This window comes from Pseudomonas sp. NBRC 100443 (assembly GCF_030268185.1).
Taxonomy (GTDB): domain Bacteria; phylum Pseudomonadota; class Gammaproteobacteria; order Pseudomonadales; family Pseudomonadaceae; genus Pseudomonas; species Pseudomonas citronellolis.
Window position 1 is genome coordinate 60,746 of the sequence record NZ_BSQE01000013.1, and the last position, 16,520, is coordinate 77,265.

Here is a 16,520-nt window from a genome sequence, read left to right on the forward strand (position 1 = left end):
GCCTTGCCGGCGCCGCACCGGGCGCACTACCCTCACTGCAACCTACCGAGAGCCGCTGACCGCGACCATGCAATCCCTGCGCACCCTGCTCGCCGCCGCCCTGCTCGGCGGCTGCCTCGCCGTCCTGCCCGCGCACGCCGAGGACAGCAACCAGCCACCGTCCGCCGAAGCCGTCCAGCAAAGCCTCGACGGCCTGGCCGAGCGCAAGCTCGCCGACGCCGATGCCAAGGCCACCAAGGCCAGCCTCGAGCGCACCCTGAAGCTGCTCGGCGCCCGCGACGACAGCGAGAAGCAGCTGGCCGAGCTGAAGGCCAGCCTGGCCGACGCCCCCCGGCAGATACTGGAGAACCAGCGCGCCCTGGCGCGCCTGAAGGGCAGCGGCGAGAAGCCGGCGGCCCAGCGCTACGCCGGGGAGAACGTCAGCCGCCTGGAAATGCTGCTCAACGACCGCTCCACCCAACTGGCCGACTGGCAGAAGCAGTTGACCGAGGCGAAGAGCCAGTACATCACCGCGCAGACCCGCCCGGAACGCGCCCAGTCCGACATCAGCAACGCCCAGGCGCGCCTGCTGGAGATCGGCAACATCCTCAAGGCCGGCAAGGAGACCGGCAAGGCGCTGGCCCCCGAGCGGCGCAACGAGCTGCTCGCCGAACAGGCCGCGCTCAACGCGCAGATCCAGCTGCTGCGCCAGCAACTGGCCGGCAACAACCTGCTGCAGGACCTGGCCAGCAGCCAGCAGGACCTGCTGGGCGAACAGGTCGCCCGCGCCGAGCGCGAGACCCTCGAACTGCAGGCCATGATCAGCGGCATGCGCCGCGAGCAGTCGGAGAAGACCGTCGCCGAGCTGGCCCGCGACGGCAGCCAGGGCGCCGGCAGCGACAGCCTGCTGAGCCAGGAGAACGCCGAGAACCTGCGCCTGTCCGACTACCTGCTGCGCACCACCGACCGCCTCAACGTGCTGACGCGGCGCAACCTCGAGGCCAAGCAGCACCTGGACAGCCTGACCCAGCTCGACCAGACCCTCGACCAGCAGATCAACGTGCTGCGCGGCAGCCTGCTGCTGTCCAAGGTGCTCTATCAGCAGAAGCAGTCGCTGCCGAAGATCAAGACCGACCAGGAACTGGCCGACGAGATCGCCGACCTGCGCCTGTACCAGTTCGAGCTGAACCAGAAGCGCGACGAACTGGCCAACCCGCAGCAGTACATCGACGACCTGCTCGCCCAGCAGCCCCAGGAAGCCGTGACCCCGCAACTGCGCAAGGACCTGTCCACCCTGGTGGACACCCGCAGCGAGCTGATGGAGCGCCTCAACCACGAGCTCAACGCCGTGCTCAACGAGGCCATCACCCTGCAGCTGAACCAGAAGCAGCTCAAGGACACCAGCGACAACCTGCGCGCCACCCTCGACGAGCAGATGTTCTGGATTCCCAGCAACCGCCCGCTGGACCTGTCCTGGTTCAAGATGACCCCGACGCTGCTGCAGCACCAGCTCTCCGAGGTGCCCTGGGGCTCGGCGGTGGTCGAGCTGGGCGAGGGCCTGATCGACCGCCCGCTGCTGTTCCTGCCGCTGTTGCTGCTGATCGCCGGGCTGCTGTGGAAACGCCGCTACCTCTACGACAAGCTCGCCTCGATCAACGACGACATCGGCCACTTCAAGCGCGACAGCCAGGCGCACACGCCGCTGGCCCTGCTGCTGGCGCTGCTGCTGGCGCTGCCCGGCACCCTGACCCTGGCCATCGCCGGCCTGGCCCTGATGCTCGACGCCCGCGGGCAGAACGCCACCCTGGGCGCCGCGCTGCTGCAGATGGCCGAGGTCTGGCTGGTGTTCTACGCCGCGCACCGCATCCTCAGCCCCGGCGGCATCGCCGAGCGGCACTTCCACTGGAGCCAGGCCCAGGTGCGCTTCAGCAGCAAGCTGATCCGCCGCCTCGGCGTGGTGGTCATGGCCCTGGCCGCGGTGGTCACGGTGGCCGAGCGCCAGCCCGGCAGCCTGGCCGACGACGTCATCGGCATCGCCGTGGTGCTCAGCGGCTTCGCGGTGATGACCTGGCTGATGGCGCGCATGCTCTTCGCTAGCCCCAGCACCAGCCGGCCGTCGGTGGTGAAGATGGTGGTCGGCGTGCTCTTCACCGCGCTGCCGGTGCTGCTCTTCGTCGCCGTGTGCTTCGGCTACTACTACACCGCCCTGCGCCTGAGCGACCGGCTGATCGACACCCTGTTCCTGCTCATGGTCTGGGTGGTGATCGAGGCCACCTTCGTCCGCGGCCTCAGCGTGGCGGCGCGACGCCTGGCCTACCAGCGCGCCCAGGCCAAGCGGCAGAACCCGCCGAAGGAAGGCGTCGACGGCAACGAGACCGCGGAGGAGCCGACCCTGGGCATCGAGCAGATCAACGAGCAGTCCCTGCGCCTGATCCGCCTGGGCCTGCTGATCGGCTTCGTGGTGGCGCTGTACTGGGTCTGGGCCGACCTGATCAGCGTCGCCGCCTACCTGGACAACGTCACCCTCTACCAGTACACCGGCGGCAGCGGCGACAGCGCCACCAGCCTGCCGATCAGCCTCGGCGACGTGCTCATGGCGCTGGTCATCGCCGCGGTGACCGTGGCCCTGGCGCGCAACCTGCCGGGCCTGCTGGAAGTGCTGGTGCTGCAGCGCCTGACCCTGGCCCAGGGCAGCGCCTACGCCATCACCACCCTGCTGTCCTACGCTATCAGCGGCGTCGGCATCGTCAGCGCGCTGTCCACCCTGGGCGTCAGCTGGGACAAGCTGCAGTGGCTGGTGGCGGCGCTCTCGGTGGGCCTGGGCTTCGGCCTGCAGGCGATCTTCTCCAACTTCGTCTCCGGCCTGATCATCCTCTTCGAGCGCCCGGTGCGCATCGGCGACACCGTGACCATCGGCAACCTGTCCGGCACCGTCAGCCGCATCCGTATCCGCGCCACCACCATCACCGACTTCGACCGCAAGGAAATCATCGTCCCCAACCAGACCTTCATCACCGGGCAGTTAATCAACTGGTCGCTGAGCGACACCGTGACCCGCGTGACCATCAAGATCGGCCTGGCCTACGAGAGCGACCTGGCCCTGGCGCGCAAGCTCATGCTCGAAGCCGCCCGCGGCAACCCGCGGGTGCTGCGCGACCCCGAGCCGTCGCTGTACTTCCTGGCCATCAGCGCCAGCACCTTCGACTACGAGCTGCGCTTCCACGTGCGCGAGCTGGGCGACCGCAACCCGGCGGTGGACGAACTGCTCACCGCCATCGCCCTGAGCTTCCGCGAGCACGGCGTGGACATGGCCTTCAACCAGCTGGACGTGTTCGTCAAGAACGGCGAGGGCAAGGAAATCCACCTGGCGCAGAACGTCACCCAGCTGCCCCTGGCGCTTCCCGGCGCGCCGCTGAAGGACCAGGACCCGCCACTGCCGCCCGGCAGCAAGCCCTGAGTCTGGACGGCTCCGGACAAGTCCGAGCACAATGCTCGGACTTACCGGAGCCCGCCCGTGACCGTGAAACAGCTCGACGAACTGACCTTCGACAACCGCTTCGCCCGCCTGGGCGACGCCTTCTCCACCGAAGTCCTGCCCGACCCCATCGCCGAGCCGCGCCTGGTGGTGGCCAGCCCCGCCGCGATGGCGCTGCTCGATCTCGACCCGGCGGTGGCCGGGGAACCGGTGTTCGCCGAAATCTTCTCCGGGCACAAGCTCTGGTCCGAGGCCGAGCCGCGGGCGATGGTCTACTCCGGCCACCAGTTCGGCGCCTACAACCCGCGCCTGGGCGACGGCCGCGGCCTGCTGCTGGGCGAGGTGGTCAACGACGCCGGCCAGCACTGGGACCTGCACCTCAAAGGCGCCGGGCAGACGCCCTACTCGCGCATGGGCGACGGCCGCGCGGTGCTGCGCAGCTCGATCCGCGAATTCCTCGCCAGCGAATACCTGCACGCCCTGGGCATCCCCAGCAGCCGCGCGCTCTGCGTCACCGGCTCGGACACCCCGGTGTGGCGCGAGACCAGGGAAAGCGCCGCCATGCTGCTGCGCCTGGCGCCCAGCCACGTGCGCTTCGGCCACTTCGAGTACTTCTACTACACCCAGCAGCACGACAAGCTGAAGGAACTGGGCGACTTCGTCCTGGCCAACCACTTCCCCGAGTGCCTGGAGCAGCCGCAACCCTACGCCGCGTTCTTCCGCGCCGTGGTGGAAAGCAACGCCGAACTCATCGCCCACTGGCAGGCCTACGGCTTCTGCCACGGGGTGATGAACACCGACAACATGTCGATCCTCGGCATCACCTTCGACTACGGCCCCTACGCCTTCCTCGACGACTTCGACGCCAAGCACATCTGCAACCACTCCGACGACGCCGGGCGCTACAGCTTCAACAACCAGGTGCCCATTGCCCACTGGAACCTGGCGGCCCTGGCCCAGGCGCTGACGCCCTTCGTCGAGGTGGACGAACTGCGCGAGGCCCTCGGCCTGTTCCTGCCGCTGTACCAGGCCCACTACCTGGACCTGATGCGCCGCCGCCTGGGCTTCGCCACCGCGGAGGACGGCGACCTGGAGCTGGTGCAGCGCCTGCTGCAGGCCATGCAGAGCGGCGCGGTGGACTACAGCCTGTTCTTCCGCCGCCTCGGCGAGCAGGCGCCGGAACAGGCGCTGGCGGTGGTCCGCGAAGACTTCGTCGACCTCGCCGGCTTCGACGCCTGGGCCACCGACTACCGCGCCCGCGCCGAACGCGAAGGCGGCAGCCAGGACGAGCGCCGCGCCCGCATGCACGCGGTGAACCCGCTGTACGTGCTGCGCAACTACCTGGCCCAGGAAGCCATCAGCGCCGCCGAGCAGGGCGACTACTCAGTGGTGCGCGAGCTGCACGAGACGCTCAGCAAGCCCTTCGAGGAACAGCCCGGGCGCGAAGCCTTCACCCGCCGCCCGCCGGACTGGGGCCGGCGCCTGGAGATCAGTTGTTCCTCCTGAGGCGGTTATAAGCTCAGGCAAAATCGTTCTGGCGCCGCCCCGCGGGCATTGCTCCCGGTCATTGACCGGTCGGGGCGCCGCTCGCATCCTCAGGGCTTTCTGCCCACCAAGGATGCTCGAACAATGAAACTGGAAACCCTGGCGATCCACGCCGGCTACAGCCCCGACCCGACCACCAAGGCGGTGGCCGTGCCGATCTACCAGACCACCTCCTACGCCTTCGACGACACCCAGCACGGCGCCGACCTGTTCGACCTGAAGGTGGCCGGCAACATCTACACGCGGATCATGAACCCCACCAACGACGTGCTGGAGCAGCGCGTCGCCGCCCTGGAAGGCGGCGTGGGCGCGCTGGCCGTGGCCTCGGGCATGGCCGCCATCACCTACGCCATCCAGACTGTGGCCGAGGCCGGCGACAACATCGTCTCGGTGGCCAAGCTCTACGGTGGCACCTACAACCTGCTGGCCCACACCCTGCCGCGCTTCGGCATCCAGACGCGCTTCGCCCCCCACGACGACGTGGCCGCGCTGGAAGCGCTGATCGACGAGCGCACCAAGGCGGTGTTCTGCGAGTCCATCGGCAACCCGGCGGGCAACATCGTCGACCTCCAGGCCCTGGCCGACGCCGCGCACCGCCATGGCGTGCCGTTGATCGTCGACAACACCGTGGCCACGCCCATCCTCTGCCGGCCCTTCGAGCACGGCGCGGACATAGTCGTGCACTCGCTGACCAAGTACATCGGCGGCCACGGCACCAGCATCGGCGGCATGGTGGTCGACTCCGGCAAGTTCCCCTGGGCGCAGCACAAGGAGCGCTTCCCGCTGCTCAACACCCCGGACCCGTCCTACCACGGCGTGACCTACACCGAAGCCTTCGGCCCGGCCGCGTTCATCGGCCGCTGCCGCGTGGTGCCGCTGCGCAACACCGGCGCGGCGCTGTCGCCGTTCAACGCCTTCCTCATCCTCCAGGGCCTGGAGACCCTCGCCCTGCGCATGGAGCGCCACTGCGAGAACGCGCTCAAGGTCGCCCACTACCTGGAGCAGCACCCGCAGGTGGCCTGGGTGAAATACGCCGGCCTGCCGGAGCACCCCGAGCACGCCCTGGCCAAGCGCTACATGGACGGCAAGCCGGCCTCGATCCTGTCCTTCGGCATCCAGGGCGGCGCCGAGGCTGGCGCGCGCTTCATCGACGCGCTGAAGCTGGTGGTGCGCCTGGTCAACATCGGCGACGCCAAGTCCCTGGCCTGCCACCCGGCCAGCACCACCCACCGCCAGCTCAACGCCGAGGAACTGGCCCGCGCCGGGGTGAGCCAGGACATGGTGCGGCTGTCCATCGGCATCGAGCACAGCGACGACATCATCGCCGACCTCGAACAGGCCCTGGCCGCCGCCGCGGCTTGATATCCGCCGGGCGCGGCTCCAGATTGGGGGAATCCTCTTCCGGAGCCGCGCCATGACCGACCCCCTGCTGATTCCCTGCCCGCACTGCGGCGGGCTCAACCGCCTGCCGGCCGCGCGCCTGGGCGACCATCCGCGCTGCGGGCGCTGCAAGAATGAGGTGCTGCCGGGCAAACCCTTCGCCGTCGACGAAGCCGGCTTCGCCGCCCAGCTCAAGGGCGACCTGCCGCTGCTGCTGGACGTCTGGGCCGACTGGTGTGGCCCGTGCAAGGCCTTCGCGCCGACCTTCGAGCAGGCCGCCGCGCGGCTTTCCGGGCGCTGCCGCCTGGCCAAGCTGGACAGCGAAGCCAACCCGCGCCTGGCCGGGCAACTGGGCATCCGCTCCATCCCCAGCCTGATCCTCTTCAAGGACGGCCGCGAAGCGGCGCGCCAGAGCGGCGCCCTGCCGCTGCCGCAACTGCTCGACTGGCTGGCCCGCCAGGGCCTGTGAGGCGCCGCGACCGCTTCGGTCAGCGCGCCTGAGCGAAGCGGTCATTGCCCGCCGCGGCAGGGCGGCTAGGCTTGCCTGGACAGAACAAGAAGCGGAGCCGCCCGATGTCCTTTCCCGTCGAATTCGTCCGCCAGATGACCGAAGAGCACATCGCCTTCGTCAAGCGCTGCGGGCTCAAGGCCGAAATCCTCGAACGCGGCCACGTGCGCCTGCGCATGCCGCTGCACGGCAACGAGAACCACCTGGGCAACATGTACGCCGGCGCCCTCTTCACCCTCGCCGAGCTGCCCGGCGGCGTCATCACCCTGACCAGCTTCGACAGCCACCGCTTCTACCCCATCGTCAAGGAAGCCGGCCTGCGCTTCCGCCGCCCGGCGGCCAGCGACGTGCGGGTGGAGGCCCGCCTGGACGAGGCCGAGCTCAAGCGCATCGCCGAGGAAGCCACGCTCAACGGCAAGGCCGAGTACGTGCTGGAGCTGCAGCTCAAGGACGCCCACGGCGAGGTGGTCGCGGAAAGCCGCGCCGTCTATCAGCTGCGCAGCCGTTGATCCGCGGCCCTTGCGCTGCGTCAACATGGGCGCGCGCGGCTGGGCCAGAGTGGTGGGACCGCCGGAGGATCCCACCATGCCCAAGCACATCCTGGTCGCCCACGACCTCAGCGTCGAAGCCGACGTCGCCGTGCGCCGCGCCGCGCAACTGGCCGCCGAGCACGATGCCCGCGTCAGCCTGCTGCACGTCATCGAACAGCCCCTGGCCGCGCCGCTGCTGGCCAAGGCCCGGCAGAGCGCCGTCGCCGCGCTGCAGGACAGCGCCCGCAGCGCCGGCCTGACGGATTACCAGCCGCTGGTCGCCGAGGGCCGCCCGGCCAGCGTGATAGCCGCCACGGCGCAGGAGCTGCAGGCGGACCTGCTGGTCACCGGCACCCACCGCCAGGCGCTGGTGGAGCGTTTCGACGGCACCACCCTGGAACAGATCCTGCGCTGCAGCCGGGTGCCCGCGCTGCTGGTGACCGACTCGCAGCTGCGCCCCTACCGGCGGGCGCTCAGCGCCCTGGACTTCTCCGTCGGCGCCTGCCACGCCTGGCGCAGCGCCTGCGCCTGGTTGGCGCCGGGCGGCGAACTGCGGGCCCTGCATGCCTACGACGCCGGCAACGACCCCGCCCGGCTGCGCGAACGCCTGGACGAGCAACGCCAGCTGCTGGAGCAGCTGATGCACGACGAGAGCCAGCAGGTGGGCGGCCCGCTGCCGCAGCTCAAGTGCCTGGTGAGTTCGATGGGGGTTCGCGAAGCGCTGGACCACAGCCTGGCCGACTGGCAGCCGCAGCTACTGGTGCTCGGCAGCCGCGGGCGCGGCGCGCTGCAACAGGCCCTGCTGGGCAGCACGGCGCGCTACTACCTGCGCCGGCCGCCTTGCGACCTGCTGGTCAGTGCCTGAATAGAGCAGCTGTAAGCCTCAGGCTTCAAGCTTCAAGCAGACCGTGCAGTTCGACGAACTGCTGGGTCAGCTTGTGGCGGGGGTCGAGGTAGATCAGCGGGGTGCAGGCCTGGTGCGACTCGCGCATCTTCACCGAGCTCATCAGGTACACCGGCAGCACCGGCATTTCCTCTTCCACCAGTTCGTCGAGCAGTTGCTGTGGCAGGCTGGCGCGCGGCTGGAACTGGTTGACCACGATGCCCTCCACTTCCAGGTCCTCGTTGTGGTCCTCCTTCAGCTCCTCGATCTCGCGCAGCAGGCCGTACAGCGCCTGGCGGGAAAAACTGTCGCAGTCGAAGGGGATCAGGCAGCGGTCGGCGGCAATCAGCGCGGATACCGTGTAGAAGTTCAGCGCCGGCGGGGTGTCCAGGTAGATACGGTCGTAGTCCTCGGCCAGCTCGTCGAGCAGTTTGCGCAGCTTGTTGATCTTGTGCTTGGCCTCGAGCTTGGGCTGCAGGTCGGCCAGCTCGGCGGTGGCGGTCACCACATGGAGGTTGTCGAACGGCGTCTCGTAGATATCCACCTTGCCCTTGCGGGCGAAGGGGCCGCCGGAGAGGCTCTGCTTGAAGAAATCGGCGATGCCCATGGGCACGTCGTCGCCGGTCAGGCCGGTGAGGTAGTGGGTGGAGTTGCCCTGGGCGTCCAGGTCCACCAGCAGCGTGCGGTAGCCCTCGGCGGCGCTCACGGCGGCCAGGTTGCAGGCAATGCTCGACTTGCCGACCCCGCCCTTCTGATTGAAAACCACGCGACGCATGAGCACCCCTCCAAGCCGTTCAAGTGACAGCGGATTCTATGCAATGCCCATGACGAGGGCGAGCACTTGCGCATGCCGTCGGGCGGCGCCTAGGCCGCCGCGCCGCGGGTGACCAGCTCGATGAAGGCCAGCGCCGCCGGGGACCTCTCGCTGCGCCGCCGCACCAGCCATACCGAGCTGGTCGCGCCAGGGTCCAGCAGGGTGCGGTAGACCACCCCGTCCACCCGCGTGCGGCGGAACGAGCCGGGCAGCATGGAAACCCCCAGGCCCGCCGCCACCAGGCCGATGATGGTCATGGCCTCGCCGGCCTCCTGGCTGATGCGCGGGGTGAAGCCGGCCTGCCGCGCCAGCGCCTGCAACTGGTCGTAGAGGCCGGTGCCGTAGCTGCGCGGGAAGAACACGAAGGGCTCCTCGGCCAGCGCCGCCAGCTCCAGGCCCTCCAGCGACTCGCGGGCCAGCGGGTGGTCGGCGCGCAGCACCGCCACCAGCGGTTCGCTGAACAGCTCCACCGCCTCTAGCGAGGCCGGCAGCTGGAAGGAGCGGATCACCCCGACCTGCAGGCGCTCTTCCTGCAGCGCTTCGACGATCTGCCGGCTGCTCATCTCCTGCAGGTCCAGGTGCACTTCCGGGTAGGCCTGGCGGAAGGCGTGGATGCTGCGCGGGATGGCCGAGGTGAAGGGCGCCGAGGCGGTGAAGCCGATGCGCAACTCGCCCAGTTCGCCCTGGTGCGCGCGGCGCGCCAGCAGCACCGCGCGGTCGACCTGGGCCAACACCTGGCGGGCCTCGTCGAGGAACAGCCGGCCGGCTTCGGTCAGCGCCACCCGACGGTTGGTGCGCTCCAGCAGGCGCGCGCCTATCTCCTCCTCCAGCGCCTGGATCTGCTGGCTCAGCGGCGGCTGGGAGATGCCCAGGGCCTCGGCGGCGCGGCCGAAATGCAGTTCCTCGGCGACGGCGATGAAGTAACGCAGGTGGCGCAGCTCCATGGGAACTCCGAATGAGTCGAATTACATATCAAACGTGTCGATCAATATATTGGAAATAATAAAAGCCCTTCCTTATCCTTGTCACACAAGCCCAATAACGACTTTCCACTTTCTGCCAGCCTGGCTGCGCGGGCCGATTTCGCTCGCCGCGAGGCACACCCCTTTCCAGAATCGAGGTGAGTTGTGAGTCACTCTGCCGTGCGGGCTTCGTCGGATTCCGAACCCGCCTTGCTGCAGGCCGCCGAGGCGGCCAACCAGGCGCTGGCCGGCGCCGTGAACGACATCGAGAGCTACATCGAGAAAGGCACCCCGGCCTTCATGCGCACCTCTTTGGCGCTGTTCTCCGGCGGCTTCGCCACCTTCGCCCTGCTCTACTGCGTGCAGCCGATGATGCCGGTGCTGTCGCAGACCTTCGCCCTCAGCGCCGCGCAGAGCAGCCTGGTGCTGTCCATCGCGACCATCATGATGGCCCTCGGCCTGCTGGTCACCGGGCCGATTTCCGACGCCATCGGGCGCAAGCCGATCATGGTCGCCTCGCTGGCCTTCGCCGCCCTCTTCACCCTGGCCAGCGCGGTGATGCCGACCTGGCACGGCGTGCTGGCCATGCGCGCGCTGGTCGGGCTGTCGCTCAGCGGCCTGGCGGCGGTGGGCATGACCTACCTGAGCGAGGAAATCCACCCGCAGCACATCGGCCTGTCCATGGGGCTGTACATCGGCGGCAACGCCATCGGCGGCATGAGCGGGCGGCTGATCACCGGCGTGCTGGTGGACTTCATGTCCTGGCACGCGGCCATCGCCATCCTCGGCGGCCTGGCCCTGGTGGCGGCCGTGGTGTTCTGGCGCATTATCCCGGAGTCGCGCAATTTCCGCCCCACCCCGCTGAACCTCCGGCAACTGGCCGACGGCTTCGCCTCGCACCTGCGCGACGCCGGCCTGCCCTGGCTGTTCCTCGAGGGCTTCCTGCTGATGGGCGCCTTCGTCACCCTGTTCAACTACATCGGCTACCGCCTGCTGGCCGATCCGTACCACCTCAGCCAGGCCGTGGTCGGCGTGCTCTCGCTGGTGTACCTGGTGGGCATCTACAGCTCCGCCTGGGTCGGCTCGCTGGCCGACCGCCTGGGCCGGCGCAAGGTGCTCTGGGCGGTGATAGTGCTGATGCTCAGCGGCCTGCTGCTGACCCTGCTGCCGGCGCTGCCGCTGATAGTCGCGGGCATGCTGCTGTTCACCTTCGGCTTCTTCGCCGCGCACTCGGTGGCCAGCAGTTGGATCGGCCGCCGCGCGCTCAAGGCCAAGGGCCAGGCCTCGTCGCTGTACCTGTTCAGCTATTACCTGGGCTCCAGCGTGGCCGGCACCACCGGCGGGGTGTTCTGGCACCACTTCGGCTGGACCGGCGTCGGCCTGTTCATCGCCGCGCTGCTGAGCATCGCCGTGCTGGTGGCGTTGCACCTGGCGCGCCTGGCAGTGTTACCGCGCACCCTTCCCGCGCTGAGCACTCCGCACAACTGAGTAGTTTCTACACACTCAGTTTCGATTCTGTCGGCGACAGATATGCCAGTGTCGCCTCTGGATATGACATTCCCATGATCGCGACGCCCCTATCCCGGGGCGTCGTGGCACTTCTACCCAACTTTTTTCGCGCCTACGACCAAGGTCGTAACAAAATATGGCGCGCATCTTGCGTTCAGGAAAAGGAACACCTCGTTGGATTATCAAAACGGCTTCGGCTGCGCAGGACGCATTTCCTTCCTTTTCTCGCTGTAGGTAACGCATGAGCAGTACCCCATCCGCCGGTCTGGCCCAGGGCCTGAAGAACCGCCACGTCACCATGTTGTCCATCGCCGGGGCCATCGGCGCCGGCCTCTTCGTCGGCTCCGGCCACGCCATCGCCGAAGCCGGCCCGGGCGTCATGGTCTCCTACCTGGTCGCCGGCCTGCTGGTGGTCCTGGTCATGCGCATGCTGGCCGAAATGGCCGTCGCGCAGCCGGACAGCGGCTCCTTCTCCACTTACGCCGACCGCGCCATCGGCCACTGGGCCGGCTTCACCATCGGCTGGCTGTACTGGTGGTTCTGGGTGCTGGTGATCCCGCTGGAGGCCAACGCCGCCGCCGCCATCATCCACGCCTGGATCCCCGGCGCGCCGATCTGGGTCCTGGCCTTCGTGATCACCGCGGCGCTGACCGTGACCAACCTGTTCAGCGTGAAGAACTACGGTGAGTTCGAGTTCTGGCTGGCACTGATCAAGGTCGGCTCGATCATCGCCTTCCTGGTCATGGGTTGCGCGGCCATCTTCGGCGTCTCGCCGAACCCCGAGGTCAGCGGCATCAGCCACCTGTACGCCGAGGGCGGCTTCCTGCCCAAGGGCTGGGGCGCCGTGCTGGCGGCCCTGCTGACCACCATGTTCTCCTTCATGGGCTCGGAGATCGTCACCATCGCCGCCACCGAGTCCAAGGACCCGGCGCAGCAGATCACCCGCGCCACCAACTCGGTGATCTGGCGTATCGCCCTGTTCTACCTGCTGTCGATCCTGATCGTGGTCTGCCTGGTGCCGTGGAACGACCCGCGCCTGGTGAGCATGGGCTCCTACCAGACCGTGCTGGAGCACCTGCACGTGCCCTACGCCAAGCTGATCGTCGACATCATCGTCCTGGTCTCGGTGACCAGCTGCCTGAACTCGGCGCTCTACACCGCCTCGCGGATGATGTACTCGCTGAGCAAGCGCGGCGACGCCCCGCGCATCGCCCAGGTGACCAGCGCCAGCCGCACCCCGGTGTACGCCGTGCTGCTGTCCACCGCCATGGCCTTCCTGTGCACCTTCGCCAACTACCTGGCCCCGGCCGAAGTGTTCAACTTCCTGCTGGCCAGCTCCGGCGCCATCGCCCTGCTGGTGTACCTGGTGATCGCCATCTCGCAGCTGAACATGCGCAAGAAGCTGCTCGCCCAGGGCCACCAGCTGACGCTGAAGATGTGGCTGTTCCCCTGGCTGACCTGGGCGGTGATCCTGTTCATCGCCGGCGCCCTGGTAACCATGATGATCCGCCCGGACCACCGCATGGAGGTGGTCGCCACCGCCCTGCTGACCATCGTGGTCGTGTGCTCCGGGCTGCTGGTGGCGAACCGTCGCAAGGCCCAGCAGCGCGCCGCCGGCTACGCGGCCGACGCCGCCTGACCGATAGCGCCCATGAAAAAGCGCCGCCAATGGCGGTAATGCTGTTCACTTAAGAAAGGATGCCGTTTCTCTGCCTGGGGGAAACGGTATTTTCATATGGCTGGGGCTATGGCTTGGCTTGCGAACGCGGAAACCCAGTTGCCTTGGCTTGGGTGTTTCTGCGCCGCACCGAGTCTGCCCGACCGTCTTGTTTCGCCCCCTCGGGCGAGTCCCTTTTGTCAAACGCCACAAAAGGAACCAAAAAGGCTTGCCCCGCATACGGGCCCGATGGAGCCGGGCTACCCTCGCGAATTCCCCCGCCACGGAGGCCTGCCCCGAGGGTACGTCCCTGTAGCCCATCGGGGCTCTCGCGACATCCATGTCGCATGACCTCCTGAGCGCCGGTTTCGTTCGGCCTGCTGAAGGGGCGTTCCGGTGCGCTCGGGTATTTCTCTGGAAGTCCAAAAGCCAGAGCGAATGCGCTTTGGCTTTTCGTAGGAGCGAGCTTGCTCGCGAGCCACCGCAGCTTCCGCTCAGTGATACTGCGCCGACAGCTCGTGCACCGCCTCGAAGAAGGCGCCGGCATGGGCCGGATCGACTTCCGGGGTGATGCCGTGGCCGAGGTTGAACACGTGGCCGCTGCCCTGGCCGTAGGCGCCGAGGATGCGCGCCACTTCGCGGCGGATGGCTTCCGGGTTGGCGTAGAGCACCGACGGGTCCATGTTGCCCTGCAGCGCCACCTTGTCGCCGACGCGGGCGCGGGCGCTGCCGATGTCGCAGGTCCAGTCCAGGCCCAGCGCTTCGGCGCCGGTGGCGGCCATGGATTCCAGCCACAGGCCGCCGCCCTTGGTGAAGAGGATCACCGGCACCTGGCGGCCGTCGTGCTCGCGGATCAGGCCGTCGACGATCTTCTTCATGTAGGCCAGGGAGAATTCCTGGTACGCCGCCGCCGACAGGCTGCCGCCCCAGGAGTCGAAGATCTGCACGGCCTGGGCGCCGGCGCGGATCTGCCCGTTGAGGTAGCTGGTCACCGACTGCGCCAGCTTGTCGAGCAGCGCGTGCATGGCCTGCGGGTTGTCGTAGAGCATCGCCTTGGATTTGCGGAAGTCCCTGCTGGAGCCGCCCTCGACCATGTAGGTGGCGAGGGTCCAGGGGCTGCCGGAGAAACCGATCAGCGGCACCCGGCCGTTCAGCTCGCGGCGGATGGTGCGCACCGCGTCCATGACGTAGCCCAGGTCCTTTTCCGGATCGGGGATCGGCAGCGCCTCGATGTCGGCCAGGCTGGAGACCACCTTCTTGAAGCGCGGGCCCTCGCCGCTCTCGAAGAACAGGCCCTGGCCCATGGCGTCGGGGATGGTGAGGATGTCGGAGAAGAGGATCGCCGCGTCCAGCTGCGGATAGCGGTCCAGCGGCTGCAGGGTCACCTCGCAGGCCAGCTGCGGGTTCATGCACAGGCTCATGAAGTCCCCGGCCTTGGCGCGGGTGGCGCGGTATTCCGGGAGGTAGCGGCCGGCCTGGCGCATCATCCACACGGGGGTGACGTCGACGGGCTGCTTGAGCAGGGCACGGAGGAAGCGATCGTTCTTCAGGGCAGTCATGGCGGCATCCGGCAAAAAAGTGCGGGCATTTTCGCAAAGCCCAAAGCAAAAGGCACGGCGGGGGCCGTGCCTTTTGTCCATCGCGGCATTCTGCCGCAGCGCCATACATCTTTTGCAGGAGCGCGCCCTGCGCGCGATTCGCGGGCAGGGCCTGCTCCTACAGGGCAGGGTTCGCAGTCGTAGGATGGGTTGAGCGAAGCGATACCCATCACCCCACGGCCGCATGGGTTTCGCAAAGCTCAACCCATCCTACGAAAAGCGCCTCGGCGCAGCCGGCAAGACAGCCAATCAGACGCCGAGGTAATCGAGGATGCCCTCAGCCGCAGTGCGCCCTTCGAAGATCGCCGTCACCACCAGATCGGAACCACGGACCATGTCGCCGCCGGCGAAGATCTTCGGGTTGCTGGTCTGGTGCTTGAACTGCGCGGCGGCCGGGGCGATGACGCGGCCCTGGCTGTCGATCTCGACCTGGTGCTGCTCGAACCAGGGCGCCGGGCTCGGGCGGAAGCCGAAGGCGATCAGCACGGCTTCGGCCGGGATGATCTCCTCGGAGCCCGGGATCGGCTCGGGGCTACGGCGGCCACGGGCGTCCGGTTCGCCGAGACGGGTCTCGACCACCTTCACGCCTTCCACCCTGTCCTCGCCGACGATGGCGATGGGCTGGCGGTTGAAGAGGAACTTCACGCCCTCTTCCTTGGCGTTCTTCACCTCTTTGCGCGAACCAGGCATGTTCTCTTCGTCGCGGCGGTAGGCGCAGGTCACGCTCTTGGCGCCCTGGCGGATGGAGGTGCGGTTGCAGTCCATCGCGGTGTCGCCGCCGCCCAGGACCACCACGCGCTTGCCCTTCATGTCGACGAAGTCCTCGGGGGACTTCTCGAAGCCGAGGTTGCGGTTCACGTTGGCGATCAGGAAGTCCAGCGCATCGTGCACGCCGGGCAGGTCCTCGCCGGGGAAGCCACCCTTCATGTAGGTGTAGGTGCCCATGCCCATGAACACGGCATCGTACTCATCGAGCAGTTGCTCCATGGTCACGTCCTTGCCGATCTCGGTGTTCAGGCGGAACTCGATGCCCATGCCGGTGAAGACTTCGCGGCGACGCGACAGCACGTGCTTTTCCAGCTTGAACTCGGGGATGCCGAAGGTCAGCAGGCCGCCGATTTCCGGGTTGCGGTCGTACACCACCGGGGTCACGCCGTTGCGCACCAGCACGTCGGCGCAGCCCAGGCCGGCCGGGCCGGCGCCGATCACCGCGACGCGCTTGCCGGTGGGCTTGACCTTGGACATGTCCGGGCGCCAGCCCATGGCGAAGGCGGTGTCGGTGATGTATTTCTCCACCGAGCCGATGGTCACCGCACCGAAACCGTCGTTGAGGGTGCAGGCACCCTCGCAGAGGCGGTCCTGCGGGCACACCCGGCCGCAGACTTCCGGCAGGGTGTTGGTCTGGTGCGACAGCTCGGCGGCGGCCAGGATGTTGCCTTCGGAAACCAGCTTCAGCCAGTTGGGGATGAAGTTGTGGACCGGGCACTTCCACTCGCAGTACGGGTTGCCGCAGCCCAGGCAGCGATGGGCCTGGTCAGCCGCCTGCTGCGGCTTGAACAGGTCGTAGATTTCCACGAACTCGCGCTTGCGCTGGCGCAGCAGTTTCTTCTTCGGATCCTTGCGCCCGACTTCGATGAACTGGAAGTCATTGTTGAGACGTTCAGACATTTCAAGACCTCT

The 16,520-nt window shown here is 67.9% G+C and carries 12 protein-coding genes; 8 read left to right on the forward strand and 4 right to left on the reverse strand.

The annotated features are described in order from the left end of the window. The first annotated feature begins 67 nt into the window (after positions 1-67). The 6 genes from mscK (at position 68) to QSJ95_RS17985 (ending at position 8,282) form a co-directional block, all read left to right on the forward strand. Positions 68-3,436, forward strand: coding sequence for a mechanosensitive channel MscK (gene mscK, locus QSJ95_RS17960; RefSeq protein WP_285644278.1), 3,369 nt, complete (start codon positions 68-70; stop codon positions 3,434-3,436). 63 nt (positions 3,437-3,499) lie between these two features. After that, entirely contained in the window at positions 3,500-4,960 is a 1,461-nt protein-coding gene (gene selO, locus QSJ95_RS17965; RefSeq protein ID WP_285644417.1) for a protein adenylyltransferase SelO, read from the forward strand. Positions 4,961-5,083: 123 nt separating this feature from the next. After that, entirely contained in the window at positions 5,084-6,361 is a 1,278-nt protein-coding gene (locus QSJ95_RS17970) for a bifunctional O-acetylhomoserine aminocarboxypropyltransferase/cysteine synthase (protein ID WP_285644280.1), read from the forward strand. Positions 6,362-6,413: 52 nt separating this feature from the next. Beyond that, on the forward strand, positions 6,414-6,848 hold the full coding sequence (gene trxC / locus QSJ95_RS17975; protein ID WP_285644282.1) for a thioredoxin TrxC: 435 nt from the start codon (positions 6,414-6,416) through the stop codon (positions 6,846-6,848). 104 nt (positions 6,849-6,952) lie between these two features. Then, entirely contained in the window at positions 6,953-7,396 is a 444-nt protein-coding gene (locus QSJ95_RS17980) for a PaaI family thioesterase (RefSeq protein WP_009613620.1), read from the forward strand. 76 nt (positions 7,397-7,472) lie between these two features. Then, positions 7,473-8,282, forward strand: a complete 810-nt coding sequence (locus tag QSJ95_RS17985; protein WP_285644285.1) for a universal stress protein — start codon at positions 7,473-7,475, stop codon at positions 8,280-8,282. 25 nt (positions 8,283-8,307) lie between these two features. Here QSJ95_RS17985 and QSJ95_RS17990 read toward each other — a convergent pair whose 3' ends face one another. Further along, positions 8,308-9,075, reverse strand: a complete 768-nt coding sequence (locus QSJ95_RS17990; protein ID WP_009613622.1) for a ParA family protein — start codon at positions 9,073-9,075, stop codon at positions 8,308-8,310. Positions 9,076-9,164: 89 nt separating this feature from the next. Then, a complete protein-coding gene (locus tag QSJ95_RS17995; RefSeq protein WP_043316996.1) occupies positions 9,165-10,058 on the reverse strand; it encodes a LysR family transcriptional regulator in 894 nt (297 codons plus the stop codon). A gap of 183 nt (positions 10,059-10,241) precedes the next feature. Here QSJ95_RS17995 and QSJ95_RS18000 point away from each other — a divergent pair, with 183 nt between their 5' ends. Then, a complete protein-coding gene (locus QSJ95_RS18000) occupies positions 10,242-11,564 on the forward strand; it encodes an MFS transporter (RefSeq protein WP_285644286.1) in 1,323 nt (440 codons plus the stop codon). A gap of 262 nt (positions 11,565-11,826) precedes the next feature. Further along, a complete protein-coding gene (gene gabP / locus QSJ95_RS18005) occupies positions 11,827-13,224 on the forward strand; it encodes a GABA permease (RefSeq protein ID WP_043316999.1) in 1,398 nt (465 codons plus the stop codon). A 512-nt stretch (positions 13,225-13,736) separates the two neighbouring features. Here gabP and hemE read toward each other — a convergent pair. Then, on the reverse strand, positions 13,737-14,801 hold the full coding sequence (hemE, locus tag QSJ95_RS18010; protein ID WP_043268474.1) for a uroporphyrinogen decarboxylase: 1,065 nt from the start codon (positions 14,799-14,801) through the stop codon (positions 13,737-13,739). Between the two features lie 288 nt (positions 14,802-15,089). Then, entirely contained in the window at positions 15,090-16,508 is a 1,419-nt protein-coding gene (locus QSJ95_RS18015; protein WP_061562993.1) for a glutamate synthase small subunit GltD family protein, read from the reverse strand. Positions 16,509-16,520: the final 12 nt, after the last annotated feature.

What these genes read in the sequence shown, in the direction of transcription:
- trxC (WP_285644282.1), top strand. Translation starts at nt 6,414, where the DNA reads ATGACCGACCCCCTGCTGATTCCCTGCCCGCACTGCGGCGGGCTCAAC.
- hemE (WP_043268474.1), bottom strand. Translation starts at nt 14,801, where the DNA reads ATGACTGCCCTGAAGAACGATCGCTTCCTCCGTGCCCTGCTCAAGCAG.
- QSJ95_RS17985 (WP_285644285.1), top strand. Translation starts at nt 7,473, where the DNA reads ATGCCCAAGCACATCCTGGTCGCCCACGACCTCAGCGTCGAAGCCGAC.
- gabP (WP_043316999.1), top strand. Translation starts at nt 11,827, where the DNA reads ATGAGCAGTACCCCATCCGCCGGTCTGGCCCAGGGCCTGAAGAACCGC.
- QSJ95_RS17980 (WP_009613620.1), top strand. Translation starts at nt 6,953, where the DNA reads ATGTCCTTTCCCGTCGAATTCGTCCGCCAGATGACCGAAGAGCACATC.
- QSJ95_RS17995 (WP_043316996.1), bottom strand. Translation starts at nt 10,058, where the DNA reads ATGGAGCTGCGCCACCTGCGTTACTTCATCGCCGTCGCCGAGGAACTG.
- QSJ95_RS18015 (WP_061562993.1), bottom strand. Translation starts at nt 16,508, where the DNA reads ATGTCTGAACGTCTCAACAATGACTTCCAGTTCATCGAAGTCGGGCGC.
- mscK (WP_285644278.1), top strand. Translation starts at nt 68, where the DNA reads ATGCAATCCCTGCGCACCCTGCTCGCCGCCGCCCTGCTCGGCGGCTGC.
- QSJ95_RS17990 (WP_009613622.1), bottom strand. Translation starts at nt 9,075, where the DNA reads ATGCGTCGCGTGGTTTTCAATCAGAAGGGCGGGGTCGGCAAGTCGAGC.
- QSJ95_RS17970 (WP_285644280.1), top strand. Translation starts at nt 5,084, where the DNA reads ATGAAACTGGAAACCCTGGCGATCCACGCCGGCTACAGCCCCGACCCG.